Source organism: Cellulomonas sp. PSBB021 (assembly GCF_002240455.1).
GTDB lineage: Bacteria > Actinomycetota > Actinomycetes > Actinomycetales > Cellulomonadaceae > Cellulomonas > Cellulomonas uda.
Map to the genome: position 1 here is coordinate 599334 of NZ_CP021430.1, position 20595 is coordinate 619928.

Consider the following 20595-nt stretch of genomic DNA (forward strand, 5'->3'; position numbering starts at 1 on the left):
GACGACGCGGGGCCGCACGCCACGCGGTCGGTCGTCAGCGGTAGACGACCGCGGCAGGGTCGTACCCGCACGCCGCGCTGGGACCCGAGGCGACCTTCGTCGGCTCGCCCGAGGTGACGCCCCGGTACTCCTCGCAGATCGCGACCTTGCGCGACGTGTCGCCGACGACCGTGATGCCGGACAGCGTCGCGCGGTCGCCGAGGTTGGGGTTGATCCCGACGAGCGACTTGGCGGGCACCGTGACGGTGACGCCCTGCACGACGACGGTGCGCGCGTACTGCTTGGAGCAGTTGCCGCACGAGCGGTAGAGCTTGCCGATGTCCGTCGCCTGGAAGTTCTTGATGACGAACGTGCCCGGGCCGTTGTGCTGGAACACCTTGTCGGACGCCGACCGGGCGCCGCCGCCGTCGACGGTCATGACCTGCGACGGTGAGCTGCCCTTGAGGGTCGCGGCGTCCTCCTCGACGTCCTCCCACCACACGTTCTGCAGCGTGCAGGTGCCCGTGCAGTGCACGCCGTCGCCGGCGCCCGAGCCGAGGATGACGTTCTTGAGCACCGCGCCGTCGGAGAGCTGGAACATCGGCGGCTGGGACTCGTCCTGCCCGCTCGACGAGATGCCGTAGTAGCGCACGAGCCGGCCGTCGAACGTGCCGCTCACGGCGATGGTCGAGGACACCTTCTGCTGCCCGGTCGCGCTCGGCCAGCTGCCCGTGGCGGGCGGGGTCGTCGGGGTCGTGGTGGGCGGGGCGCTCGACGTGGGTGCGGTGCCGCTGCCGACCTTCACCAGGGCCCACTGCTGGTGGTAGGACTTGGTGTCCGTGCCCTGCACCACGGCCGCTCCGTCGGCGGTGGACGCGCCCGCGACCTGCACGACCTTGCCGGAGTGCTGGTTGACGAGGCGGACGTAGCCGGACTGGTCGACGAGCCGGAACCGCTGGTTCGCGCCGTCGAGGTCGCGGTACAGCCGGAAGGTGGCGCCGTCGGCCGTGCTCCACTCCCACAGGTCGACGACCTTGCCCGAGGCGCGGTGCAGCAGCTCGTACGACCCGTCGCCGGCCGCGACGAGCCGGAACTGCTGGCTGGTCGAGTCGGTGCGCGTCGCCTGGACGAGGGGTGACCCGTCGGTCGTGGCGTGCCCCTGCACGTCGAGGACCTTGTCGCTCTTGCGGTTGACGAGCACGTACCAGGCGCCGGGGTCGACGGTGGCCGCGGTGGCACCGAGGGCGGACGCGAGGCCGAGCGTGCCGGCGAGGGCGCCGACGACGATCGCGGCGATGGTCAGGCGCACGCGTCCGAGCGTGGGCGGCACCCTGTGCGCGGGTGTGCGGTGCATGGCGTACCTCCGAGGTGGACAACGCTCTCCTGGACACGACCGAGGGTCGGGCGCATCGGTCTGTGAACGTACCCACCGCGTCCGCGCCACCGCGATGGTGCGAAACGAATCGCCTGCCCGGACCCGGTCCCGGGCGCGTCCACCCCGCGGGCGGTGATGCGCGTGCCCTGCCGCGGTCACGCGCGTCACGCGCTGTGGTCGCGCGCAGGGTTCGCGCCGCGCACCCGTGCGCCGTCAGACTGTGGGCGTGAGCCCCGATGCCCTGACCACACTCATCGCCGCCGGTGTGCCGATCGCGCTCGTCGCGGTCGTCGCGACCCTGTTCGTCTCGCGCCGCCGCACGCGCGACGACGACGAGACCACCTCGCCGACCTCGACGGTCGAGCACGTCCCCACGCAGGCCGGCGCACCCGACGGCGACGCGTCCGGCGTCGCGCTCGACGTGCCGCCCACCGCGGGGCTCGGCACCGACGAGGCCACCGCCACGGTCCCGGCCGGCGTCGAGCTCGACGTCGTGGCGCCGCAGGACGCGGCGCTCGCGGACGCGGTCGTCGTCGAGGTGCCCGCACCCGCCGCGGGCCGGCTCGCCAGGCTCCGCGACCGCCTGTCCCGCTCGGGCTCGCCGCTCGGCACGCGCCTGCTCGCCGTCCTGTCCCGCGACCACCTGTCCGAGGACGACTGGGACGAGCTCGAGGAGACGCTCCTGCTCGCCGACGTCGGCGCCGGGCCGTCCGGCGAGCTCATCGAGGCGCTGCGCACCCGGGTGCGCGTCGAGGGCCTCAAGGACCCCGCGCACGTGCGCGCGCTGCTGCGCGCGCAGCTCCTCGAGCTCGTCGACCCGACGCTCGACCGCGAGCTGCGCACCGCCCCCACGGTCGCGCCGGACGGGACTCGCACGCCCGCCGTCGTGCTGGTCGTCGGTGTCAACGGCACCGGGAAGACGACGACCATCGGCAAGCTCGCGCGCCTGCTCGTCGCCGAGGACCGGTCCGTCGTGCTCGGCGCCGCCGACACGTTCCGCGCCGCCGCCGCGGACCAGCTCGAGACGTGGGGCTCGCGCGTCGGCGTGCCGACCGTGCGCTCCGAGCGCGAGGGCGCCGACCCAGCTTCGGTCGCGTTCGAGGCCGTGCGCACGGGCAAGCAGGCGGACGTCGACGTCGTCGTCGTCGACACCGCGGGCCGGCTGCAGAACAAGTCCGGCCTCATGGACGAGCTCGGCAAGATCACGCGCGTCATCACCAAGGAGGCGCCGCTGACCGAGGTGCTGCTCGTCCTCGACGCCACCACCGGCCAGAACGGCCTGCAGCAGGCGCGCGTGTTCGGCGAGGTCGCCGGCGTCACCGGCATCGTGCTCACCAAGCTCGACGGCACGGCCAAGGGTGGCATCGTCGTGGCCGTGCAGCGCGAGCTGGGGGTGCCCGTCAAGCTCGTCGGCCTCGGCGAGGGTCCCGACGACCTCGCGCCGTTCGACGCCGAGGCGTTCGTCGACGGCCTCCTGCAGTAGCGCACGCCGCCGGACGCTTCGGTCAACCTGGACGAGCCCGGCGGCGCGAAACCGAACGTTTACACGGGGGTGGCCCTTGTCACCTGCCGGTAACGCCCGCAGCCGCCCGGCGAAACGCCGCTCCCCGAATGTTGTCCGCGACCAGCCACCCCGGGCTGGCGAGGGGAGAAGCGACTCATGGAGCTGGACACCGGAGCGACAGCCTGGATGCTGACGTCAGCGTCCTTGGTGCTGCTCATGACGCCTGCGCTGGCGTTCTTCTACGGCGGCATGGTCCGCGGCAAGTCCGTCCTGAACATGATGATGATGTCCTTCGGCGCGATCGCCGTGACGGTCATCGTCTACGTGCTCTGGGGCTGGTCGATGTCGTACGGCAGCGACGTCGCCGGGATCTTCGGCAACCCGTTCGACCAGTTCGGTCTGGCCGGTACGCTGTGGGACGACTCGGGCGAGTTCATCATCGACGGCTTCGGCGTCCCGGCGGCCGTGGGTGTGGCCTTCCAGGTGACGTTCGCCATCATCACGGTCGCGCTCATCAGCGGTTCGCTCGCGGACCGCGTGAAGTACGGCACCTGGCTGGTGTTCGTCGCCGCCTGGGTCACGCTCGCGTACTTCCCGATGGCGCACATGGTCTGGGGCGGCGGCCTCCTCTCGGGTGCGGACGGCTCGATCGCGGCGTCGATCTTCGGAGTGACGGACGGCGTCGCCAACACGACGCCCATCGACTTCGCCGGTGGCACCGTCGTCCACATCAACGCCGGTGTCGCAGGTCTCGTGCTCGCGCTGATCATCGGCAAGCGCAAGGGCTTCGGCAAGGAGCCGATGCGTCCCCACAACCTGCCGTTCGTGATGCTCGGCGCCGCCCTCCTGTGGTTCGGCTGGTTCGGCTTCAACGCGGGCTCCGCCTTCACGGCCGACGGCAACGCGGGTCTCGCGTGGGTCAACACCACGGCCGCGACGGCCGCGGCCATCATCGGCTGGCTCGTCACCGAGAAGATCCGTGACGGCCACGCCACGTCGCTCGGTGCCGCGTCCGGGATCGTCGCCGGCCTCGTCGCGATCACCCCGGCAGCAGGCGCGCTGCGCCCGGTCACCTCGATCATCCTCGGTGTCATCGCGGGCGTGCTCTGCGCCCTCGCCGTGGGCCTGAAGTACAAGTTCGGCTACGACGACTCGCTCGACGTCGTCGGCGTCCACCTCGTCGGTGGTCTCGTCGGCACGGTGCTCATCGGCTTCCTCGCCGCGGACACCGGCCTGCTCTTCGGCGGCGGGGTCGACCAGCTGCTCATCCAGGTCATCATCGCCCTGGTCGCGGTCGTGTTCTCCGGTGTGGTCACCCTCGTCATCGGGCTCGCCCTCAAGGCGACGATGGGGTGGCGGGTCAGCGAGGACGTCGAGGTCGGCGGTATCGACCTCGCGGTGCACGGTGAGTCCGCGTACGAGACCCTGGGCGGCGCCCGGGTCGTGACGGAGGTGAAGTGATGACGAAGCTCGTGACGGCGGTCATCCAGCCGCACCGGCTGGACGACGTGAAGTCGGCCCTCGAGGCGGCGGGTGTCCGCGGTCTGACCGTGAGCGAGGCGAGCGGCTACGGCCGTCAGCGCGGTCACACCGAGGTCTACCGCGGCGCGGAGTACACCGTCGACCTGGTCCCGAAGGTGAAGATCGACGTGCTGGTCGCGGACGAGGACGTCGCCGGGGTCGTGGAGGTCCTGGTGCGCGCGGCGCAGACCGGCAAGATCGGCGACGGCAAGGTCTGGGTCGTGCCGGTGGAGGACGTGGCTCGCGTCCGCACCGGTGAGCACGGCGACGACGCGCTGTAGCCACGATGTCCGACGAACGGTCGCCTGTGGGGGGCGCGGCCGGGGACGCGAACGACACGCAGGTCCCGTACCCCGCTCGTGGGGTGCGGGACCTGCGTGTCGAGCGGCTCGACCTCGCGAGCGCGCTGACGGGCCCGACGAGCGACGGCGTGGCACGCCGCAGCCGGATCTCCGGCCTGGTGCGTCACCGGCTCGCGGAGCTCTGGGCCGAGGCCACCGCGGGCGAGGACGCCGCGGGCGTCGCGCTCGGCGTGGTCGGCTCGGTCGGCCGCGGCGACGCGAGCCCGGTCTCCGACCTCGACCTGCTGCTGGTCCACGAGGGGCGCTCGCGGTCCGCGCAGGACCTGCAGTCGCTCGCGCAGCGGCTGTGGTACCCGATCTGGGACGCGGGCCTCGACCTCGACCACTCGGTGCGCTCGCTGGCCCAGTGCCGGCAGGTCGCGTCCAAGGACCTGCCCGCGGCGGTGGGGATGCTCGACCTGCAGCACGTCGCGGGGGACCCCGTGGTGATCGCACGGGCCACGTCCGCGCTGCTCGAGGACTGGCGTGCCGCCGCGCGTCGTCGTCTGCCGGAGCTGCTCGCCTCGACCCGCCAGCGCGCGGAGCGGCACGGCGAGCTCGCGTACCTCATCGAGCCCGAGCTCAAGGAGGCGCGCGGCGGGATCCGGGACGCCGTGGTGCTCTCGGCGCTCGCGGCGACGTGGCTCACGGACCGCCCGCACGGCGCGGTCGACCACGCCTACGCGCACCTGCTCGACGTGCGTGACGCCGTCCAGGTGGCGACGCGCCGCCACACCAACCGCCTCCTGCTGGCCGACCAGGACGAGGTCGCCGAGCTCGTCGGGTTCGACGACCGCGACGACCTGCTCGCGAGCGTCGCGGAGGCCGCGCGGATCATCTCGTACGCGCTGGACACCACGGCACGCAACGCGCGCCAGGCGCTCGAACGGCCCGCGCGGGGGCCGCGGCTCGTGCGCGGCCGCCGGCTTCCCCCGCGGCTGCGGCCCATCGCCGAGGGCCTCGTGCAGCACAACGACGAGATCGTGCTCGCCGTCGACGCGGTGCCGGAGAACGACCCGCTGCTCGCGTTGCGCGCGGCCGCGACGGCGGCGCGCACCGGCCTGCAGCTGTCACCGGTGTCGGTGCAGCACCTCACCGTGACGCCGGCGCCGTCGACCCCGTGGCCGCGTCAGGCGCGCACCTACCTGCTGCAGGTCCTCGGTGCGGGAGCCGCGCAGGTGCCGATCTGGGAGGCGCTCGACCTCGCGGGCGTCGTGACCACCTGGATCCCGGAGTGGGCGGGCGTGCGCAACCGGCCGCAGCGCTCGCCCGTGCACCGGCACACGGTCGACCGGCACATGGTCGAGACCGCGGCGAACGTCGCGGCGCTCGCGTCGGGTGCGCCGAGCGACACGCTGCTGCTCGCGGCGCTGCTGCACGACATCGGCAAGCGCGCGGGCGCGGGGGACCACTCGGTCGAGGGCGCCCGCCTCGCGGGGCCGGTCGTCGAGCGCATGGGCTTCGGCGAGCACGTGGCGGCGGACGTCGCGCGGCTCGTGCGGGAGCACCTGACGCTCGTCGAGCTCGCGACGAGCGCGGACCCGGACGACCCGGCTACCGTCCAGCGGCTGCTCGACGCGGTCGACCACCGCGGGGACCTGCTGCACGCGCTGCGGCTGCTCACCGAGGCGGACGCGGTGGCCGCGGGCACCGCGGCGTGGAGCCAGTGGCGCGGGCGGCTCGTCGACGACCTCGTCGCGCGGGCGCGCGAGCAGCTGGGCGACCGGGCGACGGGCACCCCGGGTACCCTGGGACGACCCTGATCCCTCTCCCGCGAGGACGCACGTGTTCGCCACTCTGTCCGACCGTCTGACGTCGACGTTCAAGAACCTGCGCACCAAGGGCCGGCTGTCCGAGGCGGACGTCGACGCCACGGTGCGCGAGATCCGTCGCGCGCTGCTCGACGCGGACGTCGCGGTGCCCGTGGTGCGCCAGTTCACGGGCGCGGTGCGCGAGCGCGCGCTGTCGGCCGAGGTGTCGCAGGCGCTGAACCCGGCGCAGCAGGTCGTCAAGATCGTCAACGACGAGCTCGTCGCGATCCTCGGTGGCGAGACGCGCACGCTGCGCTTCGCGAAGAACCCGCCCACCGTCATCCTGCTCGCGGGTCTGCAGGGTGCGGGCAAGACGACGCTCGCGGGCAAGCTCGCGCTGCAGCTCAAGGGCGAGGGGCACACGCCGCTGCTCGTCGCGGCGGACCTGCAGCGTCCGAACGCGGTGACGCAGCTGCAGGTCGTGGGTGAGCGCGCGGGCGTGCCGGTGTTCGCGCCGCACCCGGGCAACCAGGGCGCCGACGACGTGCTGCCCGCCGGGGCCGACCCGGTCGCGGTCGCGCGTGCGGGCCTCGAGACGGCGCGGGCGCGTCAGCACGACGTGCTCATCGTCGACACCGCCGGCCGGCTCGGCGTCGACGCCGAGCTGATGGCCCAGGCCGCGGACATCCGCGACGCCGTGCAGCCCGACGAGATCCTGTTCGTGATCGACGCGATGATCGGTCAGGACGCCGTGACCACGGCGCAGGCGTTCGCCGACGGCGTCGGGTTCACGGGCGTCGTGCTGTCCAAGCTCGACGGCGACGCGCGCGGTGGTGCCGCGCTGTCGGTCGCGTCGGTCACCGGCCGACCGATCATGTACGCGAGCACGGGCGAGAAGCTCACGGACTTCGAGGTCTTCCACCCGGACCGCATGGCGTCGCGCATCCTCGACATGGGCGACGTCCTCACGCTCATCGAGCAGGCCGAGAAGGCGTTCGACGAGCAGCAGGCCCAGGAGATGGCCGGCAAGCTCGCGAGCGGCGAGGGGTTCACGCTCGCGGACTTCCTGCAGCAGATGCAGCAGCTGCGCAAGATGGGCTCGCTCAAGAAGATGTTCGGGATGCTGCCGGGCATGGCGCAGATGCGCGACGCGCTCGACAACTTCGACGAGCGCGAGGTGGACCGCATCGAGGCGATCATCCACTCGATGACGCCCGCCGAGCGGGACAACCCGAAGATCATCAACGGCTCCCGGCGCGCCCGGATCGCGCGCGGCTCGGGCACCACGCCCACCGACGTCAACCAGCTCCTCGAGCGGTTCGACGGCGCGCAGAAGATGATGCGGCAGATGGCGAAGTCGGGCGGCATGCCCGGCGCGATGCCCGGCATGGGGAACCTGCCCGGCATGGGCAAGAAGGCGCGTGGCAAGGCGGCGCCGCAGCGCAAGGTGCGCGGCAAGTCGGGCAACCCGGCGAAGCGCGCCGCGCAGGAGAAGGCCGCGCTCGAGGGGCGCCCCGCGACGAGCGCGCCCGCCGGCTCGGCGTTCGGCCTCGGCCGCCAGGCACCCGAGCCGGACCCCGCCTCGCTCGAGCTGCCCGCGGGCCTCGAGAAGTTCCTGGGTCGCTGACGGCGAGGCGCGCCCGCCCATGAGCCCGCCCGAGGTCCTGCACCTGACGGGCACCGTCGTGCTCGACGACGACCGCGAGGTGGGCGACGTGTGGGTCGTCGGCGGGCGGCTCACGTTCGAGCGCCCCGCGGGCGGCGCGACGACGAGGCTCGACGGCTGGGTGCTGCCCGGGCTCGTCGACGTGCACTGCCACATCGGGCTCGCGGCGGACGGCGCCGTCGACGCCGCGACCGCCGAGCGGCAGGCGGCCGCCGACCGCGACTCGGGGGTCCTGCTCGTGCGCGACGCGGGCTCGCCCGCGGACACCTCCTGGGTGCACGCGCGCCCGGACCTGCCGCGACTCATCCGCGCGGGCCACCACCTCGCGCGGCCCAAGCGGTACCTGCGGCACTACGGGCTCGAGCTCGAGGACGTGCGCGACCTGCCCGGCGCGGTGCGGCACGAGGCGGTGCGCGGCGACGGCTGGGTCAAGCTGGTCGCCGACTGGATCGACCGGGACCTGCCGGGCGGCGGCGACCTGACGCCGCTGTGGCCCGACGGCGTGCTCGCGGACGCCGTGGGTGCGGCGCACGACAGCGGTGCGCGCGTGACGGCCCACACGTTCGCCACCGAGTCGCTCGACGCGCTCCTGGACGCCGGCGTGGACTGCCTCGAGCACGCGACGGGCGCGACACCCGCGCACGTCGACCGGATCGCGACGCTCGGCATCCCGGTGACCGCCACGCTGCTCCAGGTCGCGCAGTTCGACGCGATCGCCGACCAGGGTGCCGCGCGGTTCCCCCGGTTCGCGGCACGCATGCGCGCCATGGGGGCGCGACGCCACGCCCACGTGCGCGACCTGCACGACGCGGGCGTGCCGGTCCTGGTGGGGACGGACGCGGGCGGCACGATCGGGCACGGCCGGATCGCCGACGAGGCGGCCGAGCTCGCGGCGGCGGGCATCCCGGCCCGTGACGTCGTCGCCGCGGCGAGCTGGCGCACCCGCGCGTGGCTCGGCGTGGACGCCATCGCCGAGGGCGCGAGCGCCGACGTCGTCGTGTACGACCGCGACCCGCGCGCGGACGTGACCGCGCTGCACGAGCCCGCCGCGGTCGTCCTGCGCGGCACGCGTCACGTCTGACGGACGTGACCGGTGTCGAGTCCCCGGTCCAGCCCGCACGGGGAAATGCGTCGAGCCCAGACGGGTGAACGTGCAGGTCGAACTGGCATCTTCCGGACTCCGTCTGGTTCGCTGCGCGGGACCGCACCGTGCGGCCGCGCGTCGACAGGAGTTCTCCGTGAGCAGCGCCACGCCGAGCAGTGCCGCACCGGACGGGGCCGAGCCTGCCTCCACCGCGCCGACCGTCGGTGCCGGGAGCGGCACGCTGCCAGCCGCCCCGGCCCTCGTGACAGCCCCGGCGCGCAACCGCCCGACGGTCGCCGACGTCGTTGCCGCAGCGGTCGTCTGGCTCGGGGTCGTGCTCGGGGTGGCCGCCAAGCTCTACGCGGCCGGCTGGTTCGTGCTCGTCGTGCTCGCCCTGGCGCCCGTGACGATCGCGCTGCCCGTCGCTGCCGCGTGGATCGTGACGCTGCCGCTGGTCGGCCTCGGCGCCGTGCGCAAGCAGGTCGGTCACGCGCCGCGGCGGTACCGCAGGTTCGCGTGGGGGATCGGCCTCGGCGTGCTCGTCGGCTACGCCGCGATGTACGACGGGGGCGACGTGGGCGCGCCCCGCTCGACGCTGTCGATCCTGCTCGGCGACTCGTGGGTGGTGGCCCGACTCGGCGACGCCGCGCCGTGGCTCCTGCTGGCAGCGTTGGCCGCGTCGGCCGTCGCGATCGGCTGGTACGTGGTCGACCGCGCGCGGCTTGGGAAGGCCGCCGAACGTCTGGCATGATGGTCGGCTGTACACGTCGGGTGCAGCCCCTCTACCTGCTCTCGTCGCGTCCTTCGCCGCCTCCGGCCGCCCAACCCCACGGGCAGGCTGGCGGGGCACCCTGCTGAATCCCAGGAGAAGACCACAACGTGGCCACCAAGATCCGTCTGAAGCGTCTCGGCAAGATCCGGGCGCCGTACTACCGTGTCGTCGTCGCGGACTCGCGCACCAAGCGTGACGGTCGCGTCATCGAGGAGATCGGCAAGTATCACCCGACCGAGGAGCCGTCGCTCATCGACATCTCCTCGGAGCGTGCGCAGTACTGGCTCGGCGTCGGCGCGCAGCCGACCGAGCAGGTGCTCGCGCTCCTCAAGGTCACCGGCGACTGGCAGAAGTTCAAGGGCCTGCCGGGTGCCGAGGGCACGCTGAAGGTCAAGGCCGGCAAGGCCGACCCGAAGGCCGCCGTCGAGGCTGCCGCCGCCGACGCCGAGAAGGTCAAGGCGACGGCGTCCGAGAAGAAGGTCGTCGCCGACGAGGCGCCGGCCGACGAGGCGCCGGCCGAGGCCGCCGCCGAGGACGAGCAGGCCTGATGCTCGCCGACGCGCTCGAGCACCTGGTGCGCGGCATCGTCGACCACCCGGACGACGTCCGGGTGAGCGCGGTGGCGCTGCGCCGTGGTGAGCTGCTCGAGGTCCGGGTCCACCCGGACGACCTCGGGCGCGTGATCGGCCGCAGCGGCCGCACCGCGAAGGCGCTGCGGACGGTCGTCGGCGCGCTGTCGACCGAGGGTCCGGTGCGCGTCGACGTGGTCGACGTCGACCGCCGCTGACCCGCGGAGCCGACGAGCACGAGCCGTCGCGCGGCCACCGAGCCGCGTGACGAGAGGCCCGGCCCCTACCCTGGGGCCGGGCCTCTCGTCGTCCCGAACCCGTCCTGAGGAGGACCCCCACATGCTGCTGACGGTGGCACGCGTCGGACGCGCGCACGGGCTGCGCGGCGAGGTCGCGCTCGACCTGCGGACCGACACCCCCGACGAGCGCCTTGCCGACGGGACGGTGCTCGGCACCGACCGTGCGGGCGTGGGGCCGCTGACCGTGGTGCGCACGCGCGTCCAGCAGGGACGCTGGTACGCGACGTTCGCGCAGGTGAGCGACCGCAGCGCGGCCGAGGCGCTGCGCGGTGTGTCGCTGGTGGTGGAGGACGAGGCCTCCGACGAGGAGGACGCCTGGTACCCGCACGAGCTGCGCGGGCTGCGCGTCGAGCACGTCGACGGTCGTGTGCTGGGCGAGGTCGTCGGGCTCGAGCACCTGCCGGCGCAGGACGTGCTCGTCCTGCGTGAGCCGGACGGCGCGCGCACGCTCGTGCCGTTCGTGCGGGCGATCGTGCCGGTCGTGGACGTGCCGGGCGGTCGGGTCGTGCTCGACCCGCCGGGCGGCCTGCTCGCGTCGGACGCGGCGAACCTCGTGGTGTCCGACGAGACGTCGGGCGGCCCGGACGGTCCCGACGAGGACTCGGCGCCGGACGCCGCGGGCCCCGACGGTCGGGACGGCTGACCCCCGTGCGCGTCGACGTCCTGACGATCTTCCCGGACTACCTCGCGCCGCTGCGGCTCTCGCTCGTCGGCAAGGCGCGCGAGGCGGGGATCCTCGACCTGCGCGTGCACGACCTGCGCGACTGGACCACCGACCGGCACCGGACGGTCGACGACACCCCGTTCGGCGGTGGCGCGGGCATGGTGATGCGGCCGGACGTGTGGGGCGCGGCGCTCGACGACGTCCTCACGCCGGGGGCGCACCTGCTGCTGCCGACGCCGTCGGGCGAGGTCCTCACGCAGCGCACGGCGCACGCGCTCGCGCAGGACGCGCACCTCGTCGTCGCCTGCGGGAGGTACGAGGGGATCGACGCCCGGGTCGCCGAGCACTACCGCGCCGCGGGCGTGCGCGTGACGGAGTACTCGATCGGCGACTACGTGCTCAACGGCGGTGAGGTCGCCGCGCTCGTGCTCGTCGAGGCGGTCGCGCGGCTGCTGCCGGGAGTCGTCGGCAACCCGCACTCGCTCGTGGAGGAGTCGCACGGCGAGGCGGGGCTGCTCGAGTACCCCGTGTACACCAAGCCGCCGTCGTGGCGTGGGCTCGACGTCCCCGACGTGCTGCTCTCGGGCCACCACGCCCGGATCGCGCGGTGGCGTCGCGACGAGGCGCTGCACCGCACCGCGCAGCGCCGTCCCGACATGCTGGCGGCGCTCGACGAGGGTGCGCTCGACCGGCACGACCGGGAGGTGCTCGCGCAGCACGACGAGCCGGCGGCACCTCCGGCGTCGCGACCCGGCGACGGGTGAGGCGCCCTCGGTCACGTCACGTCACATCGCCTCACGTCACGCCTCGTCGCGCGTCAGGTCGCCGACCCAGCGCCGATTACCCGGCGTCTCCAGCCCTGTGGCAGACTTGTCCGCTGGTGCGCGCGCGGTCGCGTCTCTGCCACGGGGGAGACGACCGACGACCCACCGGTCCCGGCCGAGCCGGTCCGGACGCACCACGACCAGACCACCGGGACGAGCCCGCGCGTGACGCGTGCCCGCCCCCGACATCACGCTCCTGACCCGTGCGCAGGACGAGGAGATCAGCATGCACACGCTGGACCAGGTCGACGCCGCCGCGCTGCGGTCCGACATCCCGGAGTTCCGCCCGGGCGACACCGTCAAGGTCAACGTCAAGGTCGTCGAGGGCAACCGCTCGCGCGTCCAGGCGTTCCAGGGCGTCGTCATCGCCCGCCAGGGTGCGGGCGTCCGCGAGACGTTCACCGTCCGCAAGATCAGCTTCCAGGTCGGCGTCGAGCGCACGTTCCCCGTGCACGCGCCCTCGCTGGAGTCCATCGAGGTCGTCACCCGCGGTGACGTCCGCCGCGCGAAGCTGTACTACCTGCGCGGCCTGCGGGGCAAGAAGGCCAAGATCAAGGAGAAGCGCGAGAACACGGCCGCTCAGGCCTGAGTCGACGCGCACGACTCCCCGTCCGTGAGGGCGGCCACCCCCGGGTGGCCGCCCTCACGGTGTGTCGGCCCACGACGCCCGCGGCGTTCACGTCGCTCGTGTCGTCCTCCACGTCGCTCATGTCGTTCACGTCGCTCAGGTCGCGATCCGTGCACCGCGCACACGGCCAGGCGTGCGAGAGTGTCCCGGTGACCCTGGGACCCGACGACGAGCGGACGCCCGACGGCGCTCTCGGCCGGTCGGCGCGCGGCCCGGTGAGCGGGCAGGTGAGCGCGCAGGGGAGCGAGCAGGGGCAGGCCGGGGCAGCGGTGCCACCGGGGCGCGGGGAGACGGAGCAGACGAGCATGCACGAACCGGAGACGTGGACCGCGGACGCCGCGGCGACGCCCGCCGACCGGAACGACGGGAAGCCCGCGAACGGTCCCGACGAGGCGACGACGCCGGTCGAGCCCACCGGCAGGGCGGACCGTCGGCGCGCCGAGCGCGGCCAGGGCCCGCGGCGCAGGACGAGCGCGGGCGGGTCGCTGCTGCGCGAGACGGGCATCATCCTGGTCTCGGCGCTCGTGCTGTCGTGGCTCATCAAGACGTTCCTGGTGCAGGCGTTCTTCATCCCGAGCTCGTCGATGTACGACACGCTGCTCGTGAACGACCGCATCATGGTCAGCAAGCTGACGCCCGGTCCGTTCGACCTCGAACGCGGCGACATCGTCGTGTTCAAGGACCCGGGCGGCTGGCTCGACGGGCAGGAGCCCGAGGTCACCACGGGCTGGCGGCACACCCTCAACGACGTCCTCACCTTCATCGGTCTCTACCCGCAGGACGCGGGCGAGCACCTGGTCAAGCGCGTCATCGGGCTGCCCGGCGACCGCGTGGCGTGCGACGGTCCGGGCGAGCCGCTGACGGTGAACGGGGTCGCGATCGACGAGCCGTACCTCGCGGCGGGCGCGATGCCGAGCCAGCTCGCGTTCGACGTCACCGTGCCTCCGGACAGCCTGTGGGTGATGGGCGACAACCGGCAGAGCTCGCGGGACTCGCGCGCGCACCTCGGCGACGCCGGGGGCGGCTCGATCCCGCTCGGGAACGTCGTCGGCAAGGCGTTCGTGCTCGTCTGGCCGCTCGACCACGCCGAGGTCCTGCACAACCCCGGCGAGACGTTCGAGGACGTCCCCGACCCGTCATGACCGCGCTGGACGACCGTTCGACGACGACGCGGGTGCGCGCGCCGCGTCCCGGCCCGCACCTGCGCCTCGAGCGCACGCTCCTGCGGGGCGGCGCGCGGCTCGTCGCGGGGATGGATGAGGTGGGCCGGGGGTCGCTGGCGGGCCCGGTGTCGGTCGGTGTCGTCGTGGTCGACGCGGGCACCAGGTCCGCGCCGCAGGGGGTCGCCGACTCCAAGCTGCTGTCGCCGGCCGCGCGCACCGCGCTGCTGCCTCGGCTGGCGCGGTGGGGCCTCGCGCGGGCCGTCGGCCACGCGAGCGCCGCGGAGATCGACGAGCTCGGGATCATCGCGGCGCTGCGGCTGGCCGGGCACCGGGCCCTGGGGGCGGCGTGCGCGACGACCGGCCCCGTGGACGTCGTCGTGCTCGACGGCTCGCACGACTGGCTCACGCCTCCCGCGCAGGGGGACCTGTTCGCCCTCGACGCGCCCGTGCTCGCCGCTCCGCGCGTGCACCTGAGGGTCAAGGCGGACCGCACGTGCGCGAGCGTCGCGGCCGCGAGCGTGCTCGCGAAGTGCGAGCGCGACTCCCTCATGGTCGAGCTCGCCGCGCAGCACCCGCACTTCCGCTGGGACGAGAACAAGGGCTACGCGAGCCCCGACCACCTGGCGGCGCTGCGCGAGCTCGGGCCGTGCGTGCTGCACCGCCGCTCGTGGCGCCTGACGGGCTCGTCGGGCGAGGCGGCCCTCCCGACGGACGCGGCCGCTGCGGCGCGGCTGGACGACGACGCCTCCGCGTGGGGGATGATGAGCACGTGAGCGCCGAGGACCTGGAGAACTACGAGACCGACATGGAGCTCGCGCTCTACCGCGAGTACCGGGACGTCGTGAACCTGTTCTCGTACGTGGTGGAGACCGAGCGCAGGTTCTACCTGGCGAACCACGTGGACCTGCAGGTCCGCTCGGCGGCCGGTGAGGTGTACTTCGAGCTGACGCTCGCCGACGCCTGGGTGTGGGACGTGTACCGCTCGGCACGCTTCGTGAAGTCGGTGCGCGTCGTGACGTTCAAGGACGTCAACGTCGAGGAGCTGGCGAAGGCGGAGCTCGACCTGGGCGGGGGCGCGGGCTTCCCGCGCTGACGCCTGCCCGGGCGCGACCCGACCCCAGCCCCGCGTCCCGCGCCGCACGTCCACAGACCACGCAGGCACGCGCCCGGCGTAGGTCTCCGCGCCGCCACGATCGGCGGCGGAGGTGGTGCGCGTGCGCGCGAAGGACGCCGTCGGGCGGTACGGGGAGGACGTGGCTGCGGCTCACGTCGAGGCGAGCGGCTGGCGCGTGCTGGACCGCAACTGGCGGTGCCGGTACGGCGAGCTCGACCTCGTGGGGATGGACGGCGACGAGCTCGTGGTCGTCGAGGTCAAGACGCGGCGCTCGACCGCCTACGGGACGCCCGCCGAGGCGGTGACCTGGCGCAAGCTGGCGCGCATCCGGCGGCTCGCGGCGCAGTGGCTCGCGGAGCACGACCTGCGGGTCGCGTCGGTGCGGGTGGACGTCATCGCCGTGCTGCTGCCGCGCGCCGGCGCGGCGCAGGTCGAGCACCTGCGGGGGGTGTGCTGACGTGGCGCTGGGCGGCACGCTGTGCGTCGCGCTCGTCGGCATGGTCGGGCACGTCGTCGAGGTCGAGGCGCACCTCGCGGCGGCGCTGCCGGCGTTCACGCTCGTCGGGCTGCCGGACACGTCCCTCGCGGAGTCGCGGGACCGCGTCCGCGCAGCCGTCGCGTCCACGGGGCTCACGTGGCCCAACCGGCGGGTGACCGTGAATCTCTCGCCCGCGACCCTGCCGAAGTCGGGCTCGGGGTTCGACCTCGCGATCGCGGTCGCGGCGCTCGCGGGGGCGGGCGTCGTGGACCCGGAGCGCGTGCGCGGCGTCGTGCACCTGGGCGAGCTGGGCCTCGACGGGCGGCTGCGTCCCGTGCGTGGCGTGCTGCCCGCCGTCGTCGCGGCCGTGGCGGCGGGGCGTCCGCGCGTCGTCGTGCCCGAGGCGAGCGTCGCCGAGGCGGCGCTCGTGCCCGGTGCGCAGGTGCGCGGGGCGCGCACGCTCGCGCACGTGCTGGCCGCGCACGGGGCGGCCGTCGAGGTGCCCGAGGTCGCGCCGGCGGCGGCCGAGCCGGTGGTGGCCGCGCCGGGCGTGGTCGTCCCGGACCTCGTGGACGTCGTCGGGCAGGACGAGGCACGGCTGTGCCTCGAGGTCGCGGCCGCGGGCGGGCACCACCTGCTCATGGTCGGCCCGCCGGGCACGGGCAAGACGATGCTCGCGGCCCGCCTGCCGGGCCTGCTGCCCGACCTCACCGAGGACGAGGCCGTCGAGGTCACCGCGATCCACTCCGTCGCGGGGACCTTCGACGCGGGCGACGGGCTCCTGCGCCGCCCGCCCTACGAGGACCCGCACCACACCGCGACGCCCGCGAGCGTGATCGGCGGTGGTTCGGGCATCCCGCGTCCCGGCGCGGCGTCGCGCGCGCACCTGGGCGTGCTGTTCCTGGACGAGGCGCCGGAGTTCACGACCGCCGTGCTGCAGACCCTGCGCCAGCCGCTCGAGCACGGCGAACTCGTGCTGCACCGTGCGCAGGGGGCGGCCCGCTACCCCGCGCGGTTCCAGCTGGTCCTCGCGGCCAACCCGTGCCCGTGCGGCATGGCGGTCGGCAAGGGTCTCGCGTGCACGTGCCGCCCGGAGCAGCGCCGCCGCTACCTCGCCAAGCTCTCCGGACCCCTCCTCGACCGGGTCGACCTGCAGGTCGAGCTGCAGCCGTCACGTGCGACGGACGCGATCGGCGAGCCGACCCGTGTCGTCGCGCGTCGCGTGGCCGAGGCGCGCGCGGCGCAGGCCGAGCGGTTCGCCGGGCTGCCGTGGCGCACGTGCGCGCAGGCACCCGGCTCCTGGCTGCGCGAGCGGCTCGGGCCGGACCGCTCGCTCGTCGCGGATCTCGACCGGGCGGTCGACCGCGGGACGCTGAGCCGGCGCGGCGCCGACCGCGTCCTGCGGGTCGCCTGGACCGTCGCCGACCTCGCGGGACGCGGGGCGCCCGACCGGTCGGACGTGGGCCGCGCGCTCGCGCTGCGGACCCGGGGGAGGGGCGCATGACCGCCGAAGGCGGCCTCACGGGCCGGACGACGACGGGCTCCGTGGGCACGGACTGGCGGGGCGTCGGCGACGAGGAGCGATGGGCGCGCGCGGCGTGGAGCGCGCTGGCCGAGCCGGGCGACGAGGTCGCGGGTGCGCTTCTCGCGCAGCTGGGCGCGGCGGAGGCGTGGCGCTGGGTCGTCGCGAACGCGGGCGGACGCACCGCGCTGCCGCAGTCGGCCTCGCCGCGGGCCGCTGCCCGCCTGAGCCGCGCGGTGGCGCGGTGGGGCCCACGGGCCCGGCGCCTGGGGGAGGAGGGCTGGTCTCCTGGTGGACCGCCGCCGACGCGAGCGGCCGCGCGCGTCGTGGTGCCGGGTGACCCGGACTGGCCGTCCGGCCTCGACGCGCTCGGGGCCGGCGCTCCGAGTTGCCTGTGGGTGCGCGGTGAGCTGGGAGCGGCGGCAGTCGTCGCCCTGGTCGGTGCGCGCGCGGCCACGGCGTACGGCGAGGGGGTGGCGGTCGACCTCGCTGTGGGGCTGGCGCAGGCCGGCCGCGTGGTCGTCTCGGGCGGCGCGTACGGGATCGACGCGGCCGCGCACCGCGGCGCGCTCGCGGCCGGCGGTCGCACGGTCGTCGTCGTCGCGGGCGGCGTGGACCGCGCGTACCCCGCGGGCAACGCGCGCCTCGTGGAGGAGGCCGTGGCGAGCGGCGGCGCGGTCGTCGGCGAGGTGCCGCCGGGCAGCCTGCCGACCCGCAGCCGGTTCCTGCAGCGCAACCGCCTGATCGCGGCGCTCGGGTCGGCCACGGTCGTGGTCGAGGCGGCGTGGCGGTCCGGTGCGCTCTCGACCGCGCACCACGCGCTGCGCATCGGCCGCCCGGTCGGTGCCGTGCCGGGTCCGGTCACCTCGATGGCGTCGGCCGGGTGCCACCGGCTCCTGCGCGACGGGGCGGCGGTCTGCGTCACCGACGCCGCCGAGGTGCTCGAGCTCGCCGGCGCGATCGGCACGGACGCGGCCCCCGAGCGCGAGGGGCCGGCGCGTGCGCTCGACGGTGTCGACCCGCTCGCTCGACGGGTGCACGACGCGCTCGGGACCCGCGCCCCCCGGCCCGCCGAGACGGTTGCCCGAGCGGCTGGCGTCTCGTCCGCCGAGGCGATCGCGGCGCTCGGTCTGCTCGAGCTCGCGGGCCTCGCGAGGAACGAGGGCGGAGGCTGGACGGCGAGTCCGGTGTGATCTGCGTTACGCAGCGGGTGAAACGCGTCACCGGTCTGTGCAGAATGTCCGGTCCAATTCGGACAATCGGGAAACAAATACGCGGCGTTAGTCCGCACGGGTGAATTCGAGGCTTGTTCCCGGGTCGTAAAGCCGTCACCGTATTCGCATGAACGTGGCCGAGATCACCGCCCAGGCGCCTGCTCGTGCGCGCCTGCTCGCGGACTTCTCGACCTACCTGGGCACTGTGCGCGGGTTGTCCCCCCACACCGTGCGCGCCTACGTCGGGGACGTCGACGCGCTGCTCGGCTACGCCGCCCGCCACGGCGCGGCCGAGCTGACCGACGTCGACCTCGCGACGCTGCGCGCCTGGCTCGCCTCGATGGCCGCCGACCAGCGCAGCCGCGCGACGCTCGCCCGTCGCGGCGCGAGCGCCCGTACGTTCTTCGCGTGGGCCACGCGCACCGGTCGCGTCGCGTCCGACCCGGCGCTGCGGCTCGCGTCGCCGCGCACCGCGGCCACGCTGCCGGCGGTGCTCACGCAGGACGGCGCCCGCGAGGCACTCGACGCGCTCGCGGCGCTGGCGGACGACACCGAGCCCCTGAGCGTGCGGGACTGGGCGATGCTCGAGCTCCTGTACGCCACCGGCGCGCGGGTCGCTGAGCTGTGCGGCGCGGACGTCGCCGACGTGGACCTCGCGCAGCGCACCGTGCGGGTCACGGGCAAGGGCGACAAGCAGCGCGTCGTGCCGTTCGGCGTCCCCGCGGCCCGCGCGCTCGACGCGTGGCTGCGGGTGCGCGGGCAGGTCGCCACCACCGGCGACGCGCTGTTCGTCGGCGCGCGCGGCGGCCGCGTCGACCAGCGTCAGGTCCGCACCGTCGTGCACCGTGCGACGAGCGTGACCGGCGTCGACCTCGCCCCCCACGGCATGCGCCACTCCGCGGCGACCCACCTCCTGGAAGGAGGGTCGGACCTGCGCAGCGTGCAGGAGATCCTCGGCCACTCCAGCCTCTCGACCACCCAGCGTTACACCCACGTCTCCGCCGAGCGCCTCCGCTCGGCCTACGCGCAGGCACACCCCCGGGCCTGAGGACGGAAAGCCACCATGACGATCCACCTGGACGCGCCCGCAGCGGTGCGTGCCGTCGCTCGTGACGACGCGGCCCCCGTCGGGACGATCCCGCAGCAGCGCGGGGTGTTCGCGGTCGAGATCGACGACGCCGTCGAGCTCGACACGCTCGTGCCCGACGCCGCGCTCGTCGACGCCGAGCAGGCCGGTGCGGACCTCGCCGACGAGGTCGTCACCGCCGAGCTCGTCGAGCTCGCCGACGTCATCGCGCTGCCCGAGGTCCCGACGCAGCGTGGCGTGCAGCCCGCGGACGTCACGGACGTGTGGACCGCGTACAAGAGCACGGGTGAGCGCGCGCACCGCGACGCCCTGATCCTGCACTACGCGTCGCTCGTGTCCGCGGTCGCGGGTCGGGTCGGGATGCGCCTGCCCGCGACGGTCGAGCAGGCGGACCTGGTCTCCTACGGCATGTTCGGCCTGATCGACGCGATCGAGAAGTACCAGCTCGACCGGTCGGTGAAGTTCGAGTCGTACGCGTCCTCGCGCATCCGCGGCGCGATCATCGACGAGCTGCGGGCGATGGACTGGGTCCCGCGCTCGGTGCGGACCAAGGCGCGCTCGATCGACCGCGCCCAGGCCGAGCTCGAGGCCACGCTGCACCGCGCTCCCACCGAGGCGGAGCTCGCGGCGCACCTGCAGGTGCCGGTGGGCGAGCTGCGTCAGGTGTGCTCCCAGCTCGCGACGTCGAACCTCGCGGCCCTCGACGAGCTGCTCGGCGGCGAGGACCGCACGGGTGGCGTCTCGCTCGGCGACACGCTGTGCGACGACCGGATCGACGACCCGGCGGGCACGCTCGCCGACGCGGAGACGGCTCACCTGCTGGCGCGCTCGATCGAGCAGCTCGGGGAGCGTGAGCGCATCGTCGTCGTCCTGTACTACTACGAGGGCATGACGCTCGCGGAGATCGGCCGGGTGCTCGGCGTGACCGAGTCCCGCATCTCCCAGATGCACACCGCGGCGATGACGCGGCTGCGTACGCGGCTCACGGACGCCGAGCGCGGCTGAGGCGGTGCCCGCGTCCCGCACGGGTGGGCGGCGGG

General features: G+C 74.5%; 21 protein-coding genes. 20 read left to right on the forward strand and 1 reads right to left on the reverse strand.

All coding sequences use genetic code 11. The features are described 5' to 3' along the window. Positions 1-34 precede the first annotated feature (34 nt). Positions 35-1288: a pectate lyase gene (locus tag CBP52_RS02710; RefSeq protein WP_232514626.1), complete on the reverse strand. Its 1254-nt coding sequence runs from the start codon at positions 1286-1288 to the stop codon at positions 35-37. 292 nt (positions 1289-1580) lie between these two features. Here CBP52_RS02710 and ftsY point away from each other — a divergent pair, with 292 nt between their 5' ends. The 20 genes from ftsY to CBP52_RS02810 all read left to right on the forward strand — a co-directional run bounded on the left by ftsY (position 1581) and on the right by CBP52_RS02810 (position 20560). After that, positions 1581-2837 carry a signal recognition particle-docking protein FtsY gene (gene ftsY / locus CBP52_RS02715; RefSeq protein ID WP_094182085.1) on the forward strand — a complete coding sequence of 419 codons (1257 nt, stop codon included), beginning with the start codon at positions 1581-1583 and terminating at the stop codon, positions 2835-2837. Between the two features lie 177 nt (positions 2838-3014). Beyond that, positions 3015-4319 (forward strand): ammonium transporter, encoded by a 1305-nt coding sequence (locus CBP52_RS02720; protein ID WP_094179722.1) that lies wholly within the window; start codon positions 3015-3017, stop codon positions 4317-4319. Next, entirely contained in the window at positions 4319-4660 is a 342-nt protein-coding gene (locus CBP52_RS02725) for a P-II family nitrogen regulator (RefSeq protein ID WP_094179723.1), read from the forward strand. Before CBP52_RS02720 ends, CBP52_RS02725 begins: the two co-directional genes overlap by 1 nt. 5 nt (positions 4661-4665) lie before the next feature. Next, positions 4666-6483 (forward strand): HD domain-containing protein, encoded by a 1818-nt coding sequence (locus tag CBP52_RS02730; RefSeq protein ID WP_094179724.1) that lies wholly within the window; start codon positions 4666-4668, stop codon positions 6481-6483. Between the two features lie 22 nt (positions 6484-6505). Continuing rightward, positions 6506-8098: a signal recognition particle protein gene (ffh, locus tag CBP52_RS02735; protein ID WP_094179725.1), complete on the forward strand. Its 1593-nt coding sequence runs from the start codon at positions 6506-6508 to the stop codon at positions 8096-8098. 19 nt (positions 8099-8117) lie between these two features. Beyond that, positions 8118-9218 (forward strand): amidohydrolase family protein, encoded by a 1101-nt coding sequence (locus CBP52_RS02740; RefSeq protein ID WP_094179726.1) that lies wholly within the window; start codon positions 8118-8120, stop codon positions 9216-9218. 157 nt (positions 9219-9375) lie between these two features. Next, the gene (locus tag CBP52_RS02745; RefSeq protein WP_094179727.1) at positions 9376-9972 is read left to right on the forward strand and encodes a hypothetical protein; all 597 of its coding nucleotides are present in this window, start codon (positions 9376-9378) and stop codon (positions 9970-9972) included. 128 nt (positions 9973-10100) lie between these two features. Continuing rightward, positions 10101-10541 carry a 30S ribosomal protein S16 gene (rpsP, locus tag CBP52_RS02750; RefSeq protein ID WP_094179728.1) on the forward strand — a complete coding sequence of 147 codons (441 nt, stop codon included), beginning with the start codon at positions 10101-10103 and terminating at the stop codon, positions 10539-10541. Beyond that, positions 10541-10780 (forward strand): RNA-binding protein, encoded by a 240-nt coding sequence (locus CBP52_RS02755; protein WP_094179729.1) that lies wholly within the window; start codon positions 10541-10543, stop codon positions 10778-10780. Before rpsP ends, CBP52_RS02755 begins: the two co-directional genes overlap by 1 nt. Before the next feature lie 121 nt (positions 10781-10901). Continuing rightward, positions 10902-11504, forward strand: coding sequence for a ribosome maturation factor RimM (gene rimM / locus CBP52_RS02760; RefSeq protein WP_094179730.1), 603 nt, complete (start codon positions 10902-10904; stop codon positions 11502-11504). Positions 11505-11509: 5 nt separating this feature from the next. Further along, complete coding sequence (gene trmD, locus CBP52_RS02765) at positions 11510-12289, forward strand: tRNA (guanosine(37)-N1)-methyltransferase TrmD (RefSeq protein ID WP_094179731.1); 780 nt, start codon at positions 11510-11512, stop codon at positions 12287-12289. Positions 12290-12575: 286 nt separating this feature from the next. Then, positions 12576-12938, forward strand: coding sequence for a 50S ribosomal protein L19 (gene rplS, locus CBP52_RS02770; RefSeq protein WP_094182086.1), 363 nt, complete (start codon positions 12576-12578; stop codon positions 12936-12938). A gap of 188 nt (positions 12939-13126) precedes the next feature. Beyond that, positions 13127-14119 (forward strand): signal peptidase I, encoded by a 993-nt coding sequence (gene lepB / locus CBP52_RS02775; RefSeq protein WP_369826276.1) that lies wholly within the window; start codon positions 13127-13129, stop codon positions 14117-14119. Then, a complete protein-coding gene (locus CBP52_RS02780) occupies positions 14116-14913 on the forward strand; it encodes a ribonuclease HII (protein WP_094179732.1) in 798 nt (265 codons plus the stop codon). Before lepB ends, CBP52_RS02780 begins: the two co-directional genes overlap by 4 nt. Then, entirely contained in the window at positions 14910-15233 is a 324-nt protein-coding gene (locus CBP52_RS02785; protein ID WP_094179733.1) for a DUF2469 domain-containing protein, read from the forward strand. Before CBP52_RS02780 ends, CBP52_RS02785 begins: the two co-directional genes overlap by 4 nt. Positions 15234-15354: 121 nt before the next feature. Beyond that, entirely contained in the window at positions 15355-15711 is a 357-nt protein-coding gene (locus CBP52_RS02790) for a YraN family protein (RefSeq protein WP_094182088.1), read from the forward strand. A gap of 1 nt (position 15712) precedes the next feature. Then, complete coding sequence (locus tag CBP52_RS02795) at positions 15713-17236, forward strand: YifB family Mg chelatase-like AAA ATPase (RefSeq protein ID WP_094179734.1); 1524 nt, start codon at positions 15713-15715, stop codon at positions 17234-17236. Next, positions 17233-18447, forward strand: a complete 1215-nt coding sequence (gene dprA / locus CBP52_RS02800; protein WP_094179735.1) for a DNA-processing protein DprA — start codon at positions 17233-17235, stop codon at positions 18445-18447. Before CBP52_RS02795 ends, dprA begins: the two co-directional genes overlap by 4 nt. Before the next feature lie 148 nt (positions 18448-18595). Beyond that, positions 18596-19516: a tyrosine recombinase XerC gene (locus tag CBP52_RS02805; RefSeq protein WP_094179736.1), complete on the forward strand. Its 921-nt coding sequence runs from the start codon at positions 18596-18598 to the stop codon at positions 19514-19516. Positions 19517-19531: 15 nt separating this feature from the next. Then, positions 19532-20560, forward strand: a complete 1029-nt coding sequence (locus CBP52_RS02810) for a FliA/WhiG family RNA polymerase sigma factor (protein WP_198303519.1) — start codon at positions 19532-19534, stop codon at positions 20558-20560. Positions 20561-20595 lie beyond the last annotated feature (35 nt).

Coding starts and splice junctions, on each gene's coding strand:
- dprA (WP_094179735.1), top strand. CDS start 17,233: ATGACCGCCGAAGGCGGCCTCACGGGCCGGACGACGACGGGCTCCGTG.
- CBP52_RS02755 (WP_094179729.1), top strand. CDS start 10,541: ATGCTCGCCGACGCGCTCGAGCACCTGGTGCGCGGCATCGTCGACCAC.
- rplS (WP_094182086.1), top strand. CDS start 12,576: ATGCACACGCTGGACCAGGTCGACGCCGCCGCGCTGCGGTCCGACATC.
- CBP52_RS02780 (WP_094179732.1), top strand. CDS start 14,116: ATGACCGCGCTGGACGACCGTTCGACGACGACGCGGGTGCGCGCGCCG.
- rimM (WP_094179730.1), top strand. CDS start 10,902: ATGCTGCTGACGGTGGCACGCGTCGGACGCGCGCACGGGCTGCGCGGC.
- CBP52_RS02810 (WP_198303519.1), top strand. CDS start 19,532: ATGACGATCCACCTGGACGCGCCCGCAGCGGTGCGTGCCGTCGCTCGT.
- CBP52_RS02720 (WP_094179722.1), top strand. CDS start 3,015: ATGGAGCTGGACACCGGAGCGACAGCCTGGATGCTGACGTCAGCGTCC.
- CBP52_RS02725 (WP_094179723.1), top strand. CDS start 4,319: ATGACGAAGCTCGTGACGGCGGTCATCCAGCCGCACCGGCTGGACGAC.
- CBP52_RS02730 (WP_094179724.1), top strand. CDS start 4,666: ATGTCCGACGAACGGTCGCCTGTGGGGGGCGCGGCCGGGGACGCGAAC.
- CBP52_RS02805 (WP_094179736.1), top strand. CDS start 18,596: ATGAACGTGGCCGAGATCACCGCCCAGGCGCCTGCTCGTGCGCGCCTG.
- CBP52_RS02740 (WP_094179726.1), top strand. CDS start 8,118: ATGAGCCCGCCCGAGGTCCTGCACCTGACGGGCACCGTCGTGCTCGAC.